Source organism: Dehalococcoidia bacterium (genome assembly GCA_028711995.1).
Lineage (GTDB): Bacteria > Chloroflexota > Dehalococcoidia > SZUA-161 > SpSt-899 > JAQTRE01.
Genome location: JAQTRE010000044.1, coordinates 1 through 21,519, shown reverse-complemented (window position 1 = coordinate 21,519; position 21,519 = coordinate 1). Strand labels below are relative to the sequence as shown.

The 21,519-nt window shown below is 57.4% G+C and carries 14 protein-coding genes; all 14 read right to left on the bottom strand.

The window, feature by feature from the left end; genetic code table 11:
* Positions 1-384 precede the first annotated feature (384 nt).
* A complete protein-coding gene (locus tag PHV74_07890) occupies positions 385-873 on the bottom strand; it encodes a hypothetical protein (GenBank protein ID MDD5094283.1) in 489 nt (162 codons plus the stop codon).
* Between the two features lie 38 nt (positions 874-911).
* Positions 912-5,702, bottom strand: a complete 4,791-nt coding sequence (locus tag PHV74_07885; GenBank protein ID MDD5094282.1) for a DUF6519 domain-containing protein — start codon at positions 5,700-5,702, stop codon at positions 912-914.
* Between the two features lie 102 nt (positions 5,703-5,804).
* On the bottom strand, positions 5,805-6,416 hold the full coding sequence (locus PHV74_07880; GenBank protein ID MDD5094281.1) for a GyrI-like domain-containing protein: 612 nt from the start codon (positions 6,414-6,416) through the stop codon (positions 5,805-5,807).
* 263 nt (positions 6,417-6,679) lie between these two features.
* Complete coding sequence (locus PHV74_07875; protein MDD5094280.1) at positions 6,680-8,830, bottom strand: hypothetical protein; 2,151 nt, start codon at positions 8,828-8,830, stop codon at positions 6,680-6,682.
* Positions 8,827-11,784 carry a putative baseplate assembly protein gene (locus tag PHV74_07870; GenBank protein ID MDD5094279.1) on the bottom strand — a complete coding sequence of 986 codons (2,958 nt, stop codon included), beginning with the start codon at positions 11,782-11,784 and terminating at the stop codon, positions 8,827-8,829. Before PHV74_07870 ends, PHV74_07875 begins: the two co-directional genes overlap by 4 nt.
* Positions 11,781-14,345, bottom strand: a complete 2,565-nt coding sequence (locus PHV74_07865) for a putative baseplate assembly protein (GenBank protein MDD5094278.1) — start codon at positions 14,343-14,345, stop codon at positions 11,781-11,783. Before PHV74_07865 ends, PHV74_07870 begins: the two co-directional genes overlap by 4 nt.
* A complete protein-coding gene (locus PHV74_07860; protein ID MDD5094277.1) occupies positions 14,346-14,702 on the bottom strand; it encodes a GPW/gp25 family protein in 357 nt (118 codons plus the stop codon). It lies immediately after the preceding gene.
* Positions 14,702-15,022, bottom strand: coding sequence for a hypothetical protein (locus PHV74_07855; protein MDD5094276.1), 321 nt, complete (start codon positions 15,020-15,022; stop codon positions 14,702-14,704). The genes PHV74_07860 and PHV74_07855 overlap by 1 nt, the downstream gene beginning before the upstream one ends.
* Positions 15,022-15,504 carry a phage baseplate assembly protein V gene (locus PHV74_07850; protein MDD5094275.1) on the bottom strand — a complete coding sequence of 161 codons (483 nt, stop codon included), beginning with the start codon at positions 15,502-15,504 and terminating at the stop codon, positions 15,022-15,024. The genes PHV74_07855 and PHV74_07850 overlap by 1 nt, the downstream gene beginning before the upstream one ends.
* Positions 15,501-16,643 (bottom strand): hypothetical protein, encoded by a 1,143-nt coding sequence (locus tag PHV74_07845; GenBank protein ID MDD5094274.1) that lies wholly within the window; start codon positions 16,641-16,643, stop codon positions 15,501-15,503. Before PHV74_07845 ends, PHV74_07850 begins: the two co-directional genes overlap by 4 nt.
* A complete protein-coding gene (locus PHV74_07840; protein MDD5094273.1) occupies positions 16,640-16,942 on the bottom strand; it encodes a hypothetical protein in 303 nt (100 codons plus the stop codon). The genes PHV74_07845 and PHV74_07840 overlap by 4 nt, the downstream gene beginning before the upstream one ends.
* An 8-nt stretch (positions 16,943-16,950) precedes the next feature.
* On the bottom strand, positions 16,951-17,607 hold the full coding sequence (locus tag PHV74_07835) for a hypothetical protein (GenBank protein MDD5094272.1): 657 nt from the start codon (positions 17,605-17,607) through the stop codon (positions 16,951-16,953).
* Positions 17,608-17,651: 44 nt separating this feature from the next.
* A complete protein-coding gene (locus PHV74_07830) occupies positions 17,652-20,420 on the bottom strand; it encodes a DUF4157 domain-containing protein (protein MDD5094271.1) in 2,769 nt (922 codons plus the stop codon).
* A 150-nt stretch (positions 20,421-20,570) separates the two neighbouring features.
* Positions 20,571-21,443, bottom strand: coding sequence for a hypothetical protein (locus PHV74_07825; protein MDD5094270.1), 873 nt, complete (start codon positions 21,441-21,443; stop codon positions 20,571-20,573).
* Positions 21,444-21,519 lie beyond the last annotated feature (76 nt).

Below are 21,519 nucleotides of genomic sequence, written 5' to 3'. Positions count from 1 at the left end.
CAGACAGGATTTCCCCTGAAAAGGGGTTGTTCAGAGAGCGGAACCACGGAAAACCACACTCCGACGTTATTTTATGGCGGGAATTCCGCTGAATTTATTCTTTGACCGACTTGATCAGAGCTTTCTTAAGTTCGTCGCAGTGGGAGGGAAAGCCGAGAAAGTGGCCTCTGTCTCGGCTTTCCCTTGCGCGTAGGTTTTAACGGTGGAGGTTGCCAGAGAGCACGTGATTCTGGCCCTCTTGTAGTCTGGGGTAACGAAATTGCCCTTCATCGGTTGAGGCATTTTTGCTATGATGGCCTTGGCCTGTTCGGCAGTATCCGGCAGTATCCGGCAGCTTCCCCCCGTTGAATTGGGAGATCAGGTCAGCGATGGAAGTCGCATCGCTCAAGGGGTGAGCTTGGGCTTGACAGTCCTCGCCGTCTTCTTCTCTGCAATATTGGCCACTGTGATTTTGACCGGCTTCCGTATCTGCACGTCCTCGATTTGCCGCCCATAGGTTTTGACCGTCTCATTCACCCTCGTTTCGATGGTTTTAACCGAGGCATTATCTGCCGGAGCCGCTTTTCGCAGATATTCCAGCCCGGCCTTCAGATTGGCCTGCCGAACCTTGATGGATTTCTCCACTTCAACCGTCTGCTGCGTCACTTCGGTTTCCTGTTGAGATCGCACCGTTTCCGCTTGCTCCCGCAACTGCCCCACGGCCTCTTTGAGCACAGCGGTCGTTTTCGAGGGCAAAAGGGCCGTCATATCCAGTTCCCGCAAATCCCGGGGCAGCTTGATCTTGGCGGCAGTTTTTTCAATCTGGGCCATGTCCTTACCCAGATTGAGCGTCAGTTTCTCGGCATCGATGGGCTGTTTTGCTTTTTCTGCCATGTCATCCTCCATTCACGTATCTCAGGGGAACTCGATCCTCACGGCGTGTTGAGCCCCGCAGTCACCCCGGCAGGCACAACAATCGCCTGGCTGCTGCAATTGGCGGCAATGACTCCGGAGCCCATGCTGATATCAACGATATCGAACATGTTGTGCGATACAATCCCGCGCCCCACATTCAGGATCGCACCTGGCGCTGTGGTCGGTTCCTGTGCCCGAACATTGTTACCGGAGAAATTCAGGTCCTTCAGATTGGCCACCAGGAACGCATAGAAGGGTCGATTCAGCGCCGATTCGAAATGGTTCCCCTGGATGCTGGCGCTGGCCGTTAAAAGCTGATCGGTTCCGCCAACGATGATGGCTTCGGTGAGGCCGATCTTGGCCGACTTCTTCGCTTCTTGGACCTTGACCACTGCCTTCTGCAGCCAGAGACCCCAGTCGGCACCTGTATCAATGTTCCCCAACACCAGACCACCACCCGTGCCGTGGAAAAGCAGAATCTCATTGTTCAGAATGCGGGATTCTCCGCTCATCTCGGAGAGCTTTACGCCGCCGCAGAGACTGGCCAGAGCCAAAGCGGCCAGTCGATAGCTCTGCCCCAGAGTCAGCAGATTGGAGCCAGCATTAATCTCCAGCTGGTAATTGCTCACCTCGCTGTGCTGGATGTGGTTATCTGTCAGGCTGAGTCCGGAGATGGTTCTGAGATCGATGCCGAACAGCCCGATCCCATTGTTCAGATTGCTCGAACACCGCACCCGGTTCCCATGGACGCGGCAGGAAGCAGCATTGCGCACCAATATCCCACCCTTTTCTGAGGCGAAGACGCTCCGGGAAGTGAGGCTGCCGCAATCCAGAATGCGATTCCCTTCGATATCCACCCCCACGGTAAGGCTCTCCTCCCGGAAGAAAATGCCGGACCCAGCCATATCGCGGACCTGATTGCCCCGCAGCTTCAAATCCACCAGGCCCAGTCCCAGCGGCATGTTCTTGATCCCGCCGATCTCAATGCCGTGCCCGGTGCCGCGGATGACCTCATTGTTATCGATCAAAGTCTCCGTAGCCACCAGAAGGGAAGGAAGCTGAAGTCCCGGCTTATATAACTTCAACAGGTCGTCAGCCAAGAGGATCAGCCAGATAGGCGTACCCTCATCATCCCAGAAGCGGATGCCCCCCTGAGCCCAGGTCTGTTCATCGGCATCGGGGGGAACAAGAACCTGATTCCCGACAATGCGGCAGCCGGCCCCCTTGACCCAGATGCCGCAGGTGTTCACATAGCCCGAAATGGTCTCGACGATCTTCCCCAGAGCGTCCTCCATCTTCTCGATATCCATGCTGTCGGCTGCCTGGCTTAATTCCGCGGTTTGAGTTTTCAGCTCTTCATTCGACGTGCGGCGGTTGATGGTATCGGCAGCCTTCTCCGTATCGCGGCGCATTTTCTTGGCCGCCGCAGAGGTGCCTGCCATTTTCATCGTCACGAGCTGTTGCTCCATCCGAATCTTGGAGCCCTGACGCATTCCGACAGCCAGGTTCTTGGTGGAGGCCGACTGCTCCAGCGCCTTAATGATATCGGTGATCTCCTCATCGGCGACCGGGCTTTCCTCCAGAGTGATGTGATTGTCCTCTATCGCCAGCTCAAAGATGTTCGACTCGATAGCAGTGAGTCTGCTCCGAATGCTGTTGGACTCGATACGGCAATCGGACTCCATGATCGACTTCGACTGCTCCAGCAAACTTTCGAGCAGTTTGTCCATCTCCTGGAATATGCCTGAGAGAGGCTCTTTCCATGCCTTGATCAGGTTTAGTCCGCTTATCCGTTCGGCCAGCGCTCTGGTTGCAAGCGTCAGTATCTCGGGAAGGTATCGCAAGCCGATAAAGATCACCTGCGGATTGACGGCAACTTTGTGCGCCTTGACCTGGATTGCCTGTCCGAGTAGCGTCTGCAACCGATTTTCCGCAATGCGCATTCCCCCGACCGGTATGAAGTCGAGAAGCCGGATCACTGCCCGGGTCGCTTCCAAATCATTCTCTGCCACCCTCAACGCCACCACCGGCATGGGGAGATTGCCCAGTCGTTTTGCGATAGCCTCCAACCTGGGATAAAGCTGAGCGCTGGCCAGAAGCAATACGGGAACATCCTTGAACGCCTCGAAGGAATTCAAGAACTGCTGGAATCGATCCCTCAGCACCACCAACCCCATGCTGCGACAGACTTCCTCCATCAGCATCCAGAGCGCCATCCACTCGTAGCGGTCGTCCCGCTGCTCATCGCCGACCCGGTACATGCCAACGATTTCTTGCAGATAGCTATTGACACCGCCGAGCCAGTTATCCAAACTCTCGTTCCCCAGAGCGATGCCGGCCCCCCGGACTTTATTGCCAGTCACCGAGGCGCGGAAGCTGGCACCGAAGCCAATGCCTGCACCGCCCATCGAATTGATGTCACTGGACTCGATCTTGGCTCCGCAAAGCCAGAGAACAATCGCAGCGTGCTTGGCCGTAATGGTATTATTGGAAGCCTCGCCTCCCAGCCAGGCGATGATGTTCAGTCCGATACGTCCGGTCAGATGGCATCGGGTGATGGCGCTATCCTTCCAGATGAATGCCTGGATAGCTGTACCGGTGAGCTTGGAAGCTGTAGCATCAGCCTCGATGCGGTGACTCTGAAGGGCCTCCTCGGATGAAACGGCCTCCGTGACGGCGCTGACCGGTTCAAAGCGGCAATTGTCCAGCCGCCACTCCACACTCTTGAGCGCCCAGATGCCAAAGCGTCGATACCTTATCGCTGAATCCCTCATCAGGAGTTGATTGACGCCAACGCGATAATCTGTCTCCGCTGTGGGTTCAAAGGTCTCGGTTTCCGGCACGACCTCCTCGATGGTAAGCCTGTCGGGTCGACTCGCCTTCTTGATCTCCACAGATTCGGAATCGCTCCGTGAGTCATAGCTGATATTCCCCGCCGGGAAGGAAAAGGAGCCGTCATCGGCCAAGTATTCGGGCAGATCATTTCCCAGGAGAGAGACGATGCCGATATCGGCGGTCAACCGGCAGTGCTCAATGGTAATGCCAATCGCTTGGCCCAGCCGAACTGCGCAATTACCGCCGATCTTTTCCACTGCCGTAGTGCGATTGACCAGCGTCAGATGATCCAGGGCGATGTTGAGATTCAAATTTAATTTCTCATCAGCCTGGGTGGAAATCAGGGCCGAAACGCCGTCGCCCAAGATGGCCATATCTTTAAAAGCCACGCCGTTGCAGCCGGAGAGGAGGATTCCCCCCTCGCCAGCTTCGCTCGTGCCCTTGAATTGCAGAATAGTGGAAGCGTTTTCCCCATGGATGGTGAGATTGCGCGCCCGGATCAGCTTCAGAGGGCCCTCGATGAGGTGAGTTCCCTGGCAGAGGCAGATGCACCCGCCGCCTGCGGCAATGGCCGAATCCACTGCCTGCTGGACATCATCCCCCGGATTGACAGGCGTGCAGCAATCGCCGGTTACTTCAGTCAACGGCGGGAAGAGATGACGGCAGTCTCTCGGCTCGCCCCAGGTTCGGCCATCGAATTCGATCAGCGCCAAAGCGCAGTAGTGATGCTCCACACCGTGCCGGAACACGAAATCAGGCTGGCCGTCTGTCTCCGGCCAGAGCACGTCGCGCACCTTGGTGCGGGCTGGGATCATCCAGTAGTCTCCCACCTGGTAAGCGCCGCTCTTGAAACAGACCTCCACGCCGCTCTCCAGCGGAGTCCATTCATCCTCTTTGACCTTTATCACGCCGCTGTTCAGATGAGTCTTGCTGTTCTCCTTCTGATCCCACCGGCGGATTTTGAGATGGCCTTCTTTCTGGTGCGCCGAAAGATCGGTCATAAGCACCACAATCCCCTTGGCGATATCCGTGCCGTCGGACTCGGAGGCTACCTGGGCCATAGTGCCGGACTTCAAGGCCAAATCGGTCTTATCTCCCAGAACCTCCACCCAATCGCCGATGTGCAGCGTCAGGACATCGTCCTTGCCCGCCTGCTTGAGCGTAATGGTGGACTTGCTCCCCTGGACTTTCATCTCTTTTACTGGGAAGACGACGGCGCCATTATCTCTCGACCACTTGAAGGTGGCATGGCCATCCTCACCGCCGCTATGAATTTCCACTCGATAGAGACGATTCTCCAGCCCGCGATATCCGGCCTGGTCCTGAACCTTGCACAACAGCTCCTCGCCTTCGGCCTCCTCGGCTTTGGCGGCCAACCGACCGGTGCTGACGGCTTCTATCGGCTCCCAGGGGTTCTTGCTGCAAGCGAAAGGCTTACAATCCAAATGCCCCTGCTTGACCTTATCGGAGACGTTGGCGAACCTGACCTGCCACTCGGTCTTAACGCGCGTGGTTGTATCCACTCCACCCAGGGCGATCTCCGGTAGATCAGGGTCCTCGACGAAGGTGATGTGACGCTGCCAGACATCCAGATAGGCCAGATAGACACCAGCTTCGCGGGGATTGGGAAGAACCTGCGCCCGATCCGACTCGCAAAGGAGTCCATCAACGTAGATTCGACCGGGGTTCACCTTGAGCCTGGATCGATCCTTCTTCCTGGAGGCTGCTTCCTCTTTCAACTCCTCCGGCGTCAACTTTTCGCCGGAGACCCGCTCGATCTTGAATCCGCGCGGATGGCTGTTGGGAACACCACAGCAGCCGATCACATCCCGAGTCTCGATCTGAGCCAGGTAACTCTGAATCTGGACGTATTCGTTCCAATCGGCATCCAGGTCTACGCGTCCCTGCTGCTTGAGCACGCCGCTGTAGTGTTTTACAGGATCATGGGTAAATCGGGTGAAATCGCCTTTCATTGTCTGCCTCCAAGTCGATTAAATACTATTTCCATTGCGGGGAACACTCTCCGAATAATTACAACCCTCCCCATTTGTTAAAGGGGGACCGAGGGGATTTTCTTAACCCATCGGCTGCCTGATCACAGTTTTCCACTTAGCCGGTTCCACCCGGCGCATATCGCTGAGATAAATCTCATGATGCTTTCCGACCGGCTTCAGCCCCCGGCTCTCGATGAACTTGTGTATCTTCTCGATAGTCGGACCCTCCTCAGAGAACGGCCCGGTATACATGATCTGTGCAGCGCGTCCTTCGGAGAGGGATTCAAATCGGACAAGCGGCAGAGCCGCCGGGTTTTTCTTTTTCTTCACCTCAGCGATGGCAGCATCAACCAACTGTCTGGTTATTATGCCAGGCTGCATAATCATCGCCGTCCATTTCCACTGGTCCTTGTTGCCGAAAACAAATGCCTTCATATCATCAGCCCACCAAAGACTTTCGAGCGGCATAACACCGTAGTCGATCGCCGAGGGCCCCTTTTTCATCATGAACTTGAGCGTGTAGGAAAGCTGATAGAGGACTTCGATCGCCTCTTGATAAGCTTTGGATGTATTCGGATCGCCCATGCCGTCGACCATCAGGAAGTTCATGGTCGGGACTTCCACCTCGACCACCTCTTTGGCAGAAGGCTGGTAGAGAAGCTTGAGGTCCTTTTTTAGATCAATTTTCTCCATATGCTCCTCCAATTCAAACCAAGACTTGAATGCAAACATTGGCCCTCACCCCCTCGATCCCCCTCTCCCAGGAGAGGGGGAGGAAGAAGAAACTTAGGGGACACCCCCTTCGGCAAGCTCAGGGCAGGCTCTAAAACCCCGGCAGAGAAGTATCTCTGCACTCTCTTTGCCATGTCATTCCCGTGAAAACGGGAATCCATCTCCTCCATCGGGCGGCCCAAACTCTGACAACGCCCCGATGCACTGCATCTTTTGAAATCCCCCTACGTCACAAACACAAACCCTGCCTCCAGGCCGAAGGGCAAATACTCCTCCAACCTCATCCGCAAATTAGCCTCCCTCTGAGGCTGCTTCAAAGAAGCAAACGCTCCCATCTCCGAGCCGTCTTCCGCGCCAGTGCGAATCTCCACGGCGCAGGGGCGGATTATCTGTGCGTAGCCCGGCTCTCCATAGCGCCGGGAGGTAAAGAGTGGCTCCAGCCGATCCCTGATCAGCTTTCTCTCCGCGGCGGTCAAATTACGCTTGAGAAGCTGCTCTTCTTTAGACATCGCCGTATCCGGCTGGCAGTGATAGCGCCGAGGCGTCAGCGATCCCTCCGGCACGTAGCTGAAGCGGACGCAGCCGATCTGCTGGCGCTCGGTCATGACCTCATCGGTGAAGATCACCTCGGAGGCCCGGATCAATTCTTTGGCATACACGGGGCCAAAGACAGTGACGCGGTCCAGAACCAGCGGCGGGCCGGGTTCATCTCCTTGATCATCCGCCGCGATGGCATACCGCACGCCTTTGCCTACTCTCAACCCCTGGACGATGCTGTCCTCAATCGCCAGGCATTTGGTGATCTCCGGCATTCGTATCGGGCCGAGGATACACTTCCTGATGGTGACGCTCATTTCGGCAGAAGCGGTCGTAACCACCAGACTATCGCGATCAGGATAAATGGGATCGCCCGCCAGGTTCAGCCATCTTCCGGGAACGAGCGTGCAATGCTGAAGGATCAAATCCAGGCTGCCGCTGAGATCAAAAGCCCCTTCCACTAGAAGGCCATCCAGGATTAATCTGGCTTCACCGCTGGCAACCTTGAGGCTGGAAATTCCGACCAGACGCACATCGGGCCAGACGCCGTTATCCGCCTGGATTTGCAGCCAACCGTCCACAGGCAACTCGATATCCATGTTGCCGCCGTAGATGCCGTTGTCCATGATTCGAATGGTACACGCTTTCTTATCGTCTGCAGCCCACTGATTGAGAGCCTTTTGCAGCGTATCGATAGCAGTTCCTTTGGCCACCTCGATCACCGTAGCTGTTTCCTCTTCATGTTCGATCATGTCCTGACGGCGTTCATAAGGGCCGCCGCCGATATCAGCGCTGAAGGCATAAGTGTACGTAGCATTGAACTTAGCCAAATTGGCAGGAGCGCTTGGCTCCTCGCCCGGCGCAAATCCCAGCAGGCCATGTTTCACATCGATGGCTACTTTGCCTGCGTCAGGACACCCGAAGCTGCTCAGGTCCATGCTCACGATATCTTCCGGGGGCACCGGCTTCCCGTTTTTGGTGATCGAGAGTCCCCGGTCATGGCCATAATAATCGCTGCTGCCGGAGCCATCGTCAGGATCATATGCCTTCAAATCAATATCAAAAGCCAATGGCCGGATCGGGCCGGACACATGGATTTCCCTGGCGAGTCCGGTATCGTCATCCTCGCGCTGAGGCTCATGGAAAAGCGGCGTCATATTTCCCAACCGGCTGAAGGTAAAGCAATGGGGATGATCCGGCACCGGACGCGGGCTGATGGCAGCCAATAGATACGTCTCCAACCGCCAGAGGAAAAACCCGATCTTGCGAATATTGTGCCAGCCCTCCCAGCAGCAGATGGGACGGATATCCGCCGTGTGGCTGATGACGTCAAAAGGTCCGTCGATCCGGTCGATGACGTCCCGGCTTCGGATATTGACCGTTCCCACGTAGTCCACCGATACGGGCGAACCGGGGGGTGGATCGATAGATTTCGAAAACCGGAGATGATTCAGATTTTGGCTCCACTCCATCAGCTTGAAGAACTCCACCACATGCGCCCCCCAGCCGGTCACATCTCTCGCCATCTCTTCCAGCATGGCCGCGGTACCCTTGCGCCGCCGGTAATAGATGGTCTTGGCCACATCGGTGCGGCGAGCCTTTTTGATCTCATGCAAAGGCCGGTTGCCCACCAGTTCGCCGATATAAGGGATCACCCAATCGGCGCAGGTCTCGATAAACCAGTCCTCATAGAGGCCGTCGATATCCTTCCGGAGGGCATCGGCCTGCTCCTGAATAATCATCAAAAGGGAGCGCAAAGGCTCTCCCTGATCGGCATCCCGGATGCGATAGATGGACGGCAAAAGATTATAGAGGCGATCCTGGTCATTCTGAGTCATGATGTCTTTTCCTCCATCTTGATGCCGACGGGGTTGATCAGAAGCAATTGCGCCCGCTCAAAATCCTTGCCGCGAGGCCATCGGGCTTGATGGGCGGGCAACATCGATGGCGGGTTGATCTGGGTCGGTCCCGTTTCATCATCGGCCAAGTAAAGCCGATCCAGATCGACGTAGATGACGCCGGGAATCTGCTGGATGATGCTGATGACCTCCGCTGCCGTGACCGGTTGGCCGAACATTCGCTCTTCGAAGGCGAAAGCCTCTTTCAGCGCCGACTCAGCCTGATCCAGGACATCGGCGGCAACGTAACGGGAATCGATTTTGACCTTGGCTTCTATGTGGAAAAGGCGCAGATCGAAGGTGTCCACCTGCACCTGGCAGATGGGATTGCGGTAGGTATCGATGGCCTCCACCAAGTTCTGATAGGTGATCGAAGTGGAATCCAGTGCTTCCCCGCCGGCGCTGGCGATGGTGATATGCACCAGATCGACTTCGCCGTTCCAGAGCACAATCGCCTGAGCCTTACCGATGCCGGAAAACGCCCGGCTGAAGTCTTCGTAGTCCTTCAGCGAGACGATGCGATTCATGGTCAGCACGGTCAAAGGGGCATTCGTGCGGGCGGTATCCATCGTCTCCGGGTCATCCGCGCCGCTGGCAGCGATTGGGTTATTGACGCTGCGGATTCCCTGAGGCCGGGTCTTGAGAAGCTTCAGGCTCTCGGCATCGACCTCGCCGTCAAAGCCGATGCCGCTGCGATAGGTGGCGGCGATATTCTCCACACCTGTCGGCAGGCGAGCCCCCATCTTACTATCGCCAAAGGTGATAAACACATTGCCTTCGTTATCCAGGCGCACAATATAGCTCCGGGTTCGGGAGTCGAGTCCATAAAGAGAACCGGCTTCCTCCCAGTCGATTCCGTCGACCTTGACGGTGAGCGAGCTTTCCGATCCGGTCTCTGTGGACGCCGACGTATAGGTTAGCGGGGGCTTCTTGAGCTTGAAACGCTGATTGGTTTGAGTGCCGTTCCCACTCCCCAGCACCTCCGAAACCGTCTCTCCGTGAGTGGCCGGAACCACATTGGCGCTGAGGCTGACAGTATCGCGAAGATAACGGTACTTCAGGGCTTCCTTGAAATAGAGCACGGTGTATCCTCGGTTATGGACGATATCCTTTAGCAACGCCACCTCGCTGGAGATGACCCCTGCGGCATCCGCTTGTTCGCCGCTGATGATCACCGGCTGATCTATCTGCAAGTCCAGCACCATGCCTTCGAGCATCATCTGGCTGACGCCGGAGAGCGTTGTATTGCCCTCGGCATCCATCTGCTCTTCTTCCATGTTGTCCTCTATCGGCAAGGCCGTCAGGGCCAGCCTCTCGCTTTTGACATGGGCGGTGGTATTGCGGACCTGAAATTCATCGAAGGCATCGTTGGTGAACACGAAATCGTTATACGGGTCACGTATAGGACGTCCGTTTTCCTCCCTCAGCCGCAGTCCGGTGGATTTTCCGCTCAGAGAGAAGCCGGTGATTGATTGATCCATGGTGTCCGTCACCCGCAGCGCCGTATATCGATGTTGCGAGCCCTGGCCAGCAAGTTGGAACACCGTCCAGCTCTCTTTCCCGATCCCCTCCACTTTCCTTTCCAGATAGACGTCCGCACCGGAGGAGGAGTACCAGTTTCCGACGGGATAGTCTTTCCAGATAAGCCAACCGTACTTGTCCCAGTCCTGCTCGTAAACAGGATCGCCGTCAACCTCTTTCCACTCCCCGCCTTCCTGAACTTTGTAATGATCATATCGTTGACTGACAGGCAGAGATTCCCATTTGGGCGCAGTATTACCAAAGAATCCCACCTGCTCCCGGAAGGCAAACACGCCCTGGAAAGTGGACAGCGTGGCTGCAGCGGATTGAATGGCGTTGATGTGGTTCAAAAGCCCGGTCCGATCCCACTGGTTGATATTCATCAGCGCGCTCAGCATCTTCTGGCTGATATCGGCGGCAAGCACATTGGATTGAACCTGCTCGGCGTCGAAGGAGAGCCCGGTGGCGATTGAGTTGACCAGAGACAGATCGGCGGGCGCAAAGGTGATAGCTTCAGAGGTTCCATCCAGTTCGATGACCGTTCGATTCAGTTCTTTCTGGATTTCGAGGCGTACGATAGGATTGACAAGCGTTTTGTAACTGCCGCCGTTCTTGACTCCGGCCAGAAGGATGAGATCGCCGGGTTGGAGTCGAGCGGCCACGCCCTCCAGGTACAGAGTATTGACCGTAGCGGCCTCGACATGATCGCTGGCTTGGAGCGAAGGATCGGGATTCACTAGAAAGTATTGGCTGACAGTGTGCGATCCCTTATCGGAAAGGGCCAGATAGCACAGCCTGCCATCAGCATCAAGGGCCAGCGTCTGGTTGCGGCTCCGGCGCGGTTTGAGTTCATTCCACTCTGCGTGGGCGATAAACTCTTGGGACGTCTCAAATGTCTGGGGCAACTGTCCCTTGGCCGGAATGCTTTGAATCTGAGTTCCCTGAGAGATAGTCGCCTCCAGATATGGATCGGTGGTACTGTCCACGGTGAAGGCCAGGTAGGTGCTGGCGGCAACACCGGGGTCCAGCTCATAGCCGATGGTTCGGGCCATCTCCAGTATGGAGCGCCGTTCGGTGGCCGTGCCCAGATACCCTTCGTTGGCGATGCGTTCCTGATAGAACGTCAGCACATCCCCTACTATAGCCCAGGCATCCAGAAAAGCAACGGCCGGATCATCGGTGCTACGAGAAGTTAGATGCTTCTGAAGAAACTCATCGGAGTGAATCCTCTCCAGCATCTGCTGGAAGAGCACGGCATGAGTTCCCAGCCGGTATGAGATGGCGGGCTGTCCTGGCGGATTGTCCCTCGTAATTTGAAGCGTTTCGGGGCAATCGCAGGGACTCAGCGGCGAACTGTTGCAGGGTGTGGTCATAGGCCACCTTCCATTAAGAATTCGATTCTACCGTTCTCCGGTTGGCTGAGATCGTTATCGAGGCGCGCGATCTCCAGGCGATCCATGGCAATCAGACCATCCTCCACTTCGTCATGCGGTGGCTCTCCCCATCGCTGGAACCGGTTCATCTCTCCGCTCAGGTCCACCCACTGGACCCCCGGTATCTGCATGGCGGTGGAGATCACTTGGCTGAGATAGACCGCCTGCCCGAAGGTGAAATTATCGGGATGGAAGAAGCCGCGCCGTCCATCGGGCAAATCCGAGGTTCCGAATGCCTCCAGCAGCGCGCTCTTGACCCTGTCGCGGAAATAGCCCGGCTTGACGCAGACGTTCATGGCGGTATCCAGCGGCACATAGATCGGCGGCTCTATTTCCAGGTCATGGCAGGCCAGTCGGAATTGCTCTAGAAAGGCGACTAGTTTCGCCTCGAATGCCTCATCCACCTCCCGACCTCCCATTCGATCCACGGTCAAGAACAGTGTGTGCCAGCTTCCCGTCCAGCGCAACGTAGCCACCGCTTTCTGCACTTCAGGGTGCTTGGCAGCACAATCGGCATAATCCTGAGGGGTAACGGCCCGCTTTTGAGTGCGGAAGGCTTGCGGAGCATAGAGTTTCACTTCCTCTATGGACTCGGCATCCGTGCCTCCCTGAGCAGGCATGGGATTCCTCACCGTGCCGATGCCGTCATCGCTGGCAATAATATGGGCAATGGCCTCCGCCCCCACATTCCCAGCTCGCCCGTTGCCGATCCGGTAGACCGCTTCCAGCGAGGCTCCTTCCTTAGGAGCTTCGCCGAGGAACCCATCGCCGAAGTGCAGCCGGGCTTTGCCGTTATCCTCTATCTCGGCGACAAAGTCGTGATCGAACTCGCCGCTGTAGAGGAGATCGCGCTGGGCGTGCCAGTCATTGCCGTCATCATCATAAAGCGTTACCTCGGCCAGGGCCTGACGCGGATCCTGCGCCAATGCTGCCGCGGCAGATTTGCGCCGCGCCTGGGAATCGCTGTAAGGAACGCCGTGGGTGATCCCGGTCTCCTTCAGAGAAGGCCGGTATTGATCCTCGCCGGGGGAATCCAATGCCTCCGGGGTATCGGCAACCCCACCTTTACCCGCTCCCAGGGTCCGGCCGTGATCGGCCAGCACGATATTGGCCCGGGCTACGCTCACCGGCTGTTTTCCCTTTTCCGGATCAAGGGGATCGACCACCTCTTCCAGACACAGGCAGAAAGGAAGGGCATCCTCTTGTGCCCACTCGATCTCCACAATCATTTCATCTGTCAGGGAATCGGTCAGGCTCTGGTCGACACTGCCTTCCTGTTTCAATTGCAGTTCTCCGCTATCGGCAGAAATCTCCGCCTGAGGATAGACCCGAGTGAGACGCACGGCATGGCAATGGGCCGGATTCTTTTCGCAGGCGAGTCTGGTTTTGGAATTACGCACCTCTTCGAAGATGAGCACGTCCCCTACTCGTAGCCGCAGCCGATTGTCCTTGTCATCCAGAAGCGTGGCGCTGGTCGAGCCTTCCGGCAGGCAGCACTCCTCGTCTCCCCAGGTATAGAACCTGATCTCGTTGTGATGCTCGCAGAGGATGGCTTCGTGCAGGGTTTCAAAGCATTCCGGCTGCTGCTCCATCGCCTTATCGTATTCGGTGGAATTGGGAGCGATTCGCGTGTTGATGGCAGTGAGCCGGGTGAATAATTGCATTCCCTGTGGAAGGAAGATATCGCCACCATTGGATTGAATCTGCACCCACACGCGGGCATTGCAGCCTTCATGCATCGGATAATCGATCAGCTTGGCATGGCGGCGCACCGAAGTACGCTTGCGGGCTGTGCCCAGATAGGCCTCGGTAGCTACCGCATCCTGATAGTAGCTGAGATAGTCTCCGGCATAAGCCAGAGCTTCCACCAGCGCCACGCCCACATCGGCCGCGTTGCGCTCTTGCCAATCGGGCAGAACGGTGGAAAGCCGGTCCAGGAGCAATCGACGGAAGCTGGCATAATCCTTGGCCAGGTAATCGATCCGGGGTCCGGTCAGATCCGGCGGCGGGCAAACCAGCCTGGGCAGGCAATCGAAATCGCTGGGGCATTCCACCTTGAAGGCGAACTCAATCCAGAAAAGGACCGGATCGAAGCCGACGGGCGGCGTATCGCTGGTAATCGATTTGACCAGCTTCAGCCGGTAGGTGGAGAAATCGGCCAATGAATCGACCTTGACGATGAGCACCCTGGCCGGGTCATCGCGATCGAGTATCTCGCTGCGGGTCTGGACAGGCAAATCCTTGAGGGCATCGATCATTTCGGAGGCTATAGATGCTTCTTGAACATTCACCTGACGGCGAACTCCGCCCTCGATGCGCACATTGGCGGCCGTGACGCCGGAAATCGGTTTGACGCAATGGACCAGCAGGATGCGCTGGCGCAGGCTCTGATCAGGAGAGAGCTGATCGAGCACCTCCAGATAGTCGATGGCGTTGAGATTCGGGTGCTGACGCACCAATTGAAGCCGCTGCGGATTGTGGCAATGATATTGTGTATTCATCTAAACCTCGCGCGAGAACTGCGCCACCGTGCGCTCCCGGGTCTGGCGAACGATATACTTCATGGTGACCTCAATGGTCGATTCCTCCGAGCGCACCTCGACGGCTTCCACCTGAATCAAGTCCCCCAGCCATTGCTGCAAAGAGCCCTGCACCAGATACTGGGTGGCCGTAGCCAGCTCATCGCTGTTGGGGGCGAACACCAGCTGCATCAGCCCGCAGCCGAATGTGGGCCGGTTGACGCGTTCGCCGGGAGAGGTGAAAAGGACCTGCTCGATCAGATCGCGGATGTGTTTATCTGCGGCGGCCTCCGCTGTGCGGCCGCGGCTATCGAAATGAAGCGGATAATCGATTTGCATTATGTCCCCCTCACTCGAGTCTGGGTAGATGAAACGGTCATCGGCGTGCCGTTGGGCATACAAGTCGATTGGCTATCCTGCAGGAGAACAGGAAGCCCCCCCACTTTTACCCGTGTTGCTGCCGTGATCCACTGGCCGGTGACGCACGGAACCGGAGACCCGGAAACGTTGAACGAGCAACCGGCGATGGTATAGGTACAGCTCTGAGTCACCACCATCTGGCTGTTCACCTTGACGCGCGCATTGGGCGCCGTAGGCTGAGCCTGCCCGGAGTGAGCACACATCACCGTGGCCCCCTGATGGAGCAGATAACCAGACATCACATCACCTCCAGGGCGGAATCGTTGATGGTTACTTTGTTACCTTGAAGTTTGATGCTGGCGCCCGAGCCGTTATTGATCTCGATGCCGGTGGCGCTGATCTCGATCTTCATCCCGGCGGTGGTCTCAATCTTGATGCCTCCCGCGCCGGGCGTATCATTGATGGTGATGGTGGCCGTATCCGTTTTGAAGACCTTCATCTCGGCGATAGCGGGACTGGCCGGAACCTCCCCCGTTCCCCAGAAGCATCCGCTCCAGATGGGGTAATCGGGTTCGCCTTCTTCAAACTCCACCCACACATTGGCCCCGGCTGGCGGAATGGTGAACAGCCCCACTGAAGAGCCTGCATAGGGAGAGCAGGGCATGGCCCAACTCATCTGGCCGTCTCCCAGAACCGAAGGACAATTCACCTGGATGCGTCCCTGCTGCATCGGATCGACATTATTGGCTACCGTGCCGCGATATTTGCCGAAGAATTTCATGTTCTCACCATCGGCGTTATCGATCCTGTCCCTTCGCGGGTCAGGGTGAAACGCTGTTTGTATTCGTTCTTGCGGATGCTGTGGGTGACGTTTTTAACATAGTAAGTCCCGTCATAGCTGTAGCCTGCGCCCCGCACTCCCACCAACCCCCTGGGCTGAAGCAAGTCTCCATAAAACAAGGCATTGAGCTCTCCGCTGGCAGTCACCACATCATCGGTGGAGATATCGGTCACTCCCTGAGCCTGGGCATAGGCCTGAACAGTGTTGACCCCGCTGCGTCGGAATCCTCTTCGCCGCACATTGGGCTGATTAGCCATCAGCGCGGGCTGGCTGGAAAGCGGTGTCCGGGTGCTGGCAAAGGTCTGCACCGGCAGGCTCTGATTGCTTTGCCGATCCTGAATCGAGCCCGACTGCAAAGTCGGGCGCAGGGCATCGTTAGAGAAGCTCATCTGCTCCACATTGGTATTGGGCCCCATGTTCAGGGAAAGCGCTTTCTGCGGCAGACCCGCCCGGATCGGCGGACCCCAGTAGGCAATGTTCTGTCCCGGCACCAGCCCCGGGGTGACGTAAAAAACGTATCCGCAGCGCCCGGCCATCTCGTTCAAATAGGCCAGATCGGTGAGCTGCTGCACCGGCGTTCTCTCCGTGGGAATGGGCGTATCGAAGGAAGCCGGCGGGATCACCATCGGCGTCAGGCCGTACTGGGCATAGCTGGCAATAATCATATTGGCGATGATCATCTCATTCTGGGCCGGATGCTCGACGGCCTTCTCCTCCATATCCATCATCACGCTGACGTCCTCCCCGGTGATGACCAGCCTCGAGGAGCCCGGCTGGTTCTGGGGCGAGAGCTGCTGCTGAGTGATGATTCCATCCATCAATATCCGTGGCACTGCGCCGAAGGTCACCATCAAGATGACCCGGCTGAACGGCCGGAGCGCCAAATTTTGAAGTGCGTTGAATTCCAGCATATCCGTCGGGCCGGACCTTCCCACCTTGAACGTCATCTGAAACCCGGAGCGTCCCTGATCCCGGTGCGTCACCTCCACGCTGTCCAGCGCCTCCAGAAGCGTGGGCGTAACCGGCACCGGCACAGTCGGCCCCATGAGCAGGGTCAGATGAATTCCCGGTTGGGTCATCGAGGCACCTCAGGCTGGGGAATCGGCACCCGGAGGCTTACTCCCGGCTCTTCGATCAACTCGTCCGGATTCATGGCGTCATTGGCATCGCAGACGCGCCAGAACTGCTCCGGATCGCCGATGGTTCGGCCCGCGATCAGGTCCAAGCGGTCGCTCTGTTCCACCCTGCTCTGGGTTAAAAGCGGCAGGTCTTTGCCCTGCGGCAGGAATCTTCGTCGCTTGTAGGCGATCACCTGCCCATCGCTAGTGGTATAGGTGGCCGTCTCCAGATTGTAGTATCGGCTGGTAGAATCGAACATAGCTTACCTCACCCAAGATTGATGCCGCTGCTTGCCGCGGCGCTCACGTTGCTCACGCTGCCGATCACAGCCATCGCTTCCTTCACCGCCTGGTGGCCCAGGAAGGCATAGTAGCCCGGATGGGTCAGAGAGAGATCATTGTAGCTCAGAACCTTCAGGCTGAGCGATATCTTGGCGCGAATGGGGTTCAGGTTGACGTCATGGGCTTCCTCGGTGATAGAGAACTCGGAGAGCTTCACCGGCAGCACGCGTTTCATACCCCAGATGAAGAGAACGAACGGGCCTTCTGGCGGGATGATCTCGATGGTGCCCGCCGCCATGAGAGCCGTGTTGGCGATCACCTGGACGGTCTTGGGATAAAGGAGCATCTCAAGGGCCGAAAGCTGCGGGTAGATGCCCATGCTGACGGCTATCGGATCGGCTTTCTCCAGCTGGTCGGTGGCGTCGATCTCGATCTCCAGGCTGATGGTCTCCTCCGGTGCGCCGGAAAGGCGCGTCACCTCTGCAACAGCGCCGCCCTCCCCACCCGAGGAACGAGCCCTCAGCGAACGCGTCAGCGTTTGCGGGTTATACTGAAAAACGATCACACTGGCCAGCGGATTCATCGGGTCATAACCGACCAGCGCCCCCCTGGCCAGATTCGGTGAACCGGGAAAACTGCTCATATGATTTCTCCTTTGGGATCAGTAACCCTGACAACATCCCCTGGCTACGGCAACCGCCCATCGACCTCCGTGAGCACCTGATTGGTGAGCGTATCCACGTCATCGAGGCCAGCCTGCACTAACATCTCGGCGTCGCTGTTATAGGGTGACGTAATTGAGGTGAGTGTGAGACCGGCCAATGCGATTCCAGCCGTAGCGGCAGCGATCCGCATGGCGTGGAGGAGCGGGTTTGCCGTGGTGACAAAGTCATTCCAATGCGAAGCGGCTGTTTGGTAATGAGTGCTCCACGCGATCCCGCGTGGGTCGATATCCGGGTCAGTCATTGGTGGAGGTGCGGCCATGGCTGCCTCCAGGACCCAGCGCTGCTCCCACCATCCTTGGATAGCTGTATTGTAAGCATCCTTCGCATCTTGTACGGCAATGGCAGCGTCAAGCGCCGCCACCAGAATAGCATTGGTCGATCCGCCGCTGCCACCCGCGGCAGATGTACGCGTGTCCCGCAGCTCTGCACCGCGAATCGCGTCGGCGAAGACCCCGGAATGACAAGCGTCGGTATTGATGATCAGGTCAACCAGAGCCGTACGGGCAGCGGAACGGATCGACAGCATTTGCGCCTGAGTGAACGCAGTGCCGTCGATGCCGATGAGCCCCTCAAGCGTGCCATGCCCGCTGTAATAGAAGAATAGTTCGCTTCCGGCCGAAAGCCCGGAGAGTGCGCTCGTCAGCGCCGAGTCGATCTGCGTCGCCGTCTGATTGGGGAGATGGCTCACATCATACCCCCTGTCGGAAAGCGCTGTGGCAATTCGGCTGGAGTCGGTCAAGCTGCTTGGCAACGGGTTTGTCGTCGCCATGGTATGTCCGCTGGTTGTGGCCGGATCATAATCGCCGTTGCCAATGACAACAGCACGGCGTTGCGGAGTGCTTCCCGAAGCGGCAGTGGCGCTCTGGCCAACCGAGACTCCCGCCCGCTCCTCATCGGAGCCGGGCGAACTGCCGAATCTGCGTTCGCCTGCCCCTACAGCGGCGGTCGCTGCGCTGGGAGTCGTTCCCTGTCGCCCGAGGCGGGCAAGCAATGCCTGGGTTAACAATCCGCCATCGCTGTCGGGATAAGATGGGAGATGGGCTTGAACGGAGGTGGCGACATCGATGCGTGAACTGCGGCGCATGTTAGCCTGAGCCACGGTTGCTCCTGCGGCGACGGGTTGAAGTATCATCTCTACACGCCGGTTAAATGCCCGGGTGGCCGGATCTTCTTCGGTGGCCGTCACGCGGGTTTCGCCCAAGTGCGGCGGATTGGCCGCACCGATGAGCCGATCGCCGGAGACTCCCTCAGTCTGGGCCATTTCGTAAAAGGCTTGCGCACGACGCGAGGACAATTGCTCGTTGTATTCGAGCGATCCGGCTGTCGATGCATGGCCCACAAAACACACCGCAACTGCTGGCGCCGGATCCAGATGCTCTGACTTGATCTGTCGAAAGAAGCCCACATGCTCTGGCTTGGGTGCGGGGCGATCAAACCCGATATTCATGAACCGATAGTGCTGCCCGGGCATGACGGTCTGATTGATGCCGGGGCCGGTCCGTGAAGACTCTTTTTCCTCACCGGCAGTGGCTGTTTCCTGAAGGTCCAACTGCGCGCCAGCCTCTCGCCGGGACACCGTGGAGGCCGTCTCGATACGCCACACCTCGCCGAGGAAGTAGGCGCGGGCGATGTCGTCTTCGGGCACACTTGGCGCTACCTCAGTATTAATGCTGTCCCACCGATCCTGATACTGCGTCCTCTGAACACGAACAGGGTCCGGCATGGCCAGCCGGGCCAGATACTCAGCGAAGCCATCGTTGTACCAGCGGCTGTTGGTTGTGGTCGCCACCCAGTCGCGGAAGACCGTGTGAGAGTAGAAATGGGTGAGTTCGTGATACAGAGTTCCCGGCCTGTTTTGAGCCTGGATACCTTCATGGAGGAAGATTTCCCTCGCCTGTCCTTCGCCTCTCTGGAATCCGGCAGCACGGCTTGCCATTGTCTTCAATGAACTGCCTACATCGGGATCATTGAGCAAGCGGTCGAGCAGCGCTACCATCCGCAGGTCAGTCTCGGTAATATTGTAGAGCTCACTGTCACTCCATCCCGGCAGTCGGTTGGCGAGCCACTGGCGCTGGTAGTCGACGTCATTGGTCAGCGCAGGCGTCATCACGCTCACGGCTGACCGGATTTGCGCCTCGGATGCGGGCGAAGGAATCACGGGGAAGCGAAGGCAGATGCGCCGGTTGGCCTCGATCGCGTCGGTATCCAGGTCGGCCTCCGTCGTCCTGGGGGTGACGGTGCCGCCAACAGAAGCGGGATTGGCCTGAATAAACTGCTGGATATTCGATTTCGCTTGCTGAAAGAGGGCCTCTTCGGTTCCCGGAACGCCCTGCGCAGGGTCCACCCACTGGAGCATTGCACCTCCGCCTCCCGGCTGGTTGTGAAACAGCGCCTCATGGACTTCCCGGAATCGTTGCGGGTCTTCCACATCACATTGAATGGTCGGGGTTGCCCCTTGCTGCACGGTATGTGTCAGCTCATGTGCCATCAGTTGACGTCCCTGTGACGTATCGGGTCGGTACTCTCCCGCCGAAAAGACCATATTCTGGCCGACGGTGTAGGCGTGTGCGCCGATGCGTGCAGCTGACTCCGCGGCCCGGCGATCCGTATGCACGCGCACTTGGCCGAAATCATGCCCGAAGCGCGGCTCCATGAAAGCCCGTGTCCGGGCATCGAGCGGCTGGCCAGATGAATCAAGCGCCTCAGTTACAGAGGATTCAACTTCTTCCATCGATGCATTTGCAGCCTGATGCTGCCGTGAATTCAGAGTCGAAGAGAAGGCAGATTCACGCTGTATTTGATTTCGGCTCATCCTTAGGCGTACGCTCATCTTGACGGTATCTTCCTTTGTGCGAATCAGTCTCTCACGGAAGTCGATCATTCATTCCGATAATCCATTGACTGCTGCTTGAGCACGTGAAATCCAGCTCTCGAACACCTCTCTGGTGTTTAGTACTGCAATTTCGTATCCGCCGAAGATTCCGGCGGTGGCGCCTTTGAAGTATTCCGCATTCCTGGCATTATTGTTATGGCTTGGGTTATCCGTATCCCATCCCTTTTGCGTCCTCGGATCCGTATGCCCAAAGCCTTTGACGCCTTCCCAGTGCGACGCTCTATCCTGCGCTACATGGCAAGCGTCCCCCAATGCTGCAAAAACCCCGTCGCGCGCATTCGCAGCCGGTCTTGATTTAGCCCCGGAGACAATACCTGCCACACCTAAACCTCCTGCAACTGCGCCGACTGCCAATCCCAACGGGACGGTAACGAGTCCCGCCAGTGTACCGAGGAGACCGCCCCAAAAACCGCCGCCGACTTTCTGACTCACCCATCTCGCCGCCCCGTAGCCGGCGATCGTTCCGCCAATCGCCCCGCCGATTGTTCCGAATATCGGCGCCGCCAGCACATCCCACCCATCCGAGCGACCGATGGCAGGGCCGCCCTCGGCTTCCTCCGCTCCCTCATCTCCGCTCCTACGTGACACAATGTATTGCCTGTAATACCCGATAGATTCGCTAATATACTGCTCTTGTCTGGCCAAATTTTGAGCTCTCGCCGCTGCTACGTCTTCGGAGCTGTAATTCCCGTCCTCGCCATGATCGGGACCCTCACCTGCCGTCGCTCCGGCGAAAAAGAGAGGGCCTGTCCATAAGATTCTTCTGGCCTTGTAATCCGTCGAATACGAATACGGCTTCAGTTTTGAAATGAACTCTGGCGTCCCTGCAAAAAGCCGGTATCGGAATTCTGATTGAGTCACCCTGATATTATGCTGCGAAGTTTAAAGTCTGAGTGAATCGGCTGGCGGGTCGAATTTAGCGCCAAAACAAGCGCCA